This window comes from Aurantibacter sp. (assembly GCF_039941195.1).
In the GTDB taxonomy this organism is placed as follows: Bacteria; Bacteroidota; Bacteroidia; order Flavobacteriales; family Flavobacteriaceae; genus Aurantibacter_A.
Genome location: NZ_JBDVFA010000082.1, coordinates 1 through 1881, shown reverse-complemented (window position 1 = coordinate 1881; position 1881 = coordinate 1). Strand labels below are relative to the sequence as shown.

Sequence of the window (1881 nt, the reverse complement as noted above, 5' to 3'; positions counted from 1 at the left end):
AATCTACTTTATACAAGGAATGTTGGTAACCGGAGCAGGCGGACTGATTGGAGTATTAATTGGGATAATACTAATTAGCTCTCAATTGTTATTTGGATGGGTGAAAATTGGCTATATCGATTACCCAGTTGAACTAAAATTAATTAATATTCTAGTGGTTTTGGCGACAATTGTTGTACTCGGTATACTGGCATCTAAAATTGCCAGTAGTAGAATAAATAAGAAATTAATCGCTCCTTAATTTAAGGATTAACCGAAAATTGGTGGTCACCAAACTTTTCTAACACCTCATCAAATGCTGCAAAAACATCTGGCGATTCATCACTAGTAACCATTTTCATGCGATACGGTTTAAAATCAGGGATTCCTTTAAAATAATTGGTGTAGTGTCTTCGGGTTTCAAAAACACCTAACTTCTCCCCTTTCCAATCAATTGCCATTTGCAAATGCCGACGTGCAGCTTCAACACGTTCTTTCATTGTAGGTGGCGCTAATTTTTCTCCTGTTTTAAAATAATGTTTTACTTCATTAAAAAACCAAGGATAGCCAATACTTGCACGTCCTATCATTGCGCCATCGAGTCCATAATCATCTCGCATTCTTTTAGCAGCTTCAGGAGTATCGACATCTCCATTTCCAAAGACGGGAATATGCATGCGCTGATTATTTTTAACCTCAGCAATAGGATTCCAATTGGCATTGCCTTTATACATTTGTGCACGAGTACGACCATGTATTGCAATGGCCTTACAACCTACATCTTGCAAGCGTTCAGCTACCTCAACAATCTTTATGGAATCATCATCCCACCCCAATCTTGTTTTAACAGTAATAGGCAGTTTAGTACGTTCCACCATAGCTTTGGTTAACGAAACCATTAAGTCTATATCTTTAAGTATTCCAGCTCCAGCTCCTTTACTCACTACTTTTTTTACAGGACAACCGAAATTAATATCAATAATATCTGGTTTCGATTTCTCAACAATTTCCACAGACTGTAACATGGAGTCTAGATTAGCTCCAAAAATCTGAATACCTACAGGACGCTCTTTTTCATAAATATCTAATTTCATTACGCTTTTGGCAGCATCCCGAATTAGACCCTCCGAAGAAATAAATTCTGTATAAACCACATCGGCACCTTGTTCCTTGCACAATGCACGAAAAGGAGGGTCGCTTACATCTTCCATAGGCGCCAGTAGCAACGGAAATTCTGGAAGTTGTATGTCTCCTATTTTAAGCATTAACATTATTTTTCTGGGATGCAAATTTACAGAAAATTAAAAAGTAAATGACCCTAAGCATAAGCACAACTATTCTTAACCTAATTACATAAATAAATTACTTTTATTAGGAGAAATAATAAACCTTTTCAACATCTAACTCTAAAACAATATTAGCTATAACTCCGTTTTAAAATAATGTATCTTTGCAGGCTATAAATAGTGTATTAGCATAATTAAACTCCCGAATTGACGGGACCACGCCCATGAAGAACATTCGAAACTTCTGTATTATTGCCCATATCGATCATGGTAAAAGCACCTTGGCCGATCGTTTGTTAGATTTTACGGGTTCTGTTACTGATCGTGAAAAACAAGACCAGCTACTAGATAGTATGGATTTGGAACGTGAACGCGGTATTACTATAAAATCGCATGCTATTCAAATGGATTACGAATTTGAAGGCGAAAAATATGTTTTGAATTTAATTGACACTCCTGGACATGTAGATTTTTCGTATGAAGTGTCGCGATCCATTGCAGCTTGTGAAGGAGCTCTATTAATTGTAGATGCTGCACAAAGTATTCAAGCACAAACAATTTCTAATCTATATTTAGCTTTAGAAAACGACTTAGAAATAATCCCTGTTTTAAATAA

At 36.2% G+C, this 1881-nt stretch carries 2 protein-coding genes and 1 pseudogene; 2 read left to right on the top strand and 1 reads right to left on the bottom strand.

Going from position 1 to position 1881, the window contains the following annotated elements; genetic code table 11:
- Nucleotides 1–241 (top strand): annotated as a pseudogene (locus ABJF52_RS13285) (ABC transporter permease); the annotation flags it as partial.
- Between the two features lies 1 nt (nucleotide 242).
- On the opposite strand, the gene dusB reads toward ABJF52_RS13285, so the two are convergent.
- Nucleotides 243–1244, bottom strand: coding sequence for a tRNA dihydrouridine synthase DusB (gene dusB, locus ABJF52_RS13280; protein WP_348151075.1), 1002 nt, complete (start codon nucleotides 1242–1244; stop codon nucleotides 243–245).
- 245 nt (nucleotides 1245–1489) lie between these two features.
- Here dusB and ABJF52_RS13275 point away from each other — a divergent pair.
- Nucleotides 1490–1881: GTP-binding protein (locus ABJF52_RS13275; protein ID WP_348151072.1), on the top strand; the 392-nt coding region annotated here is incomplete at its 3' end.

Excerpts from the sequence above, each read along its gene's own strand:
- dusB (WP_348151075.1), bottom strand. The coding sequence starts at position 1,244 with ATGCTTAAAATAGGAGACATACAACTTCCAGAATTTCCGTTGCTACTG.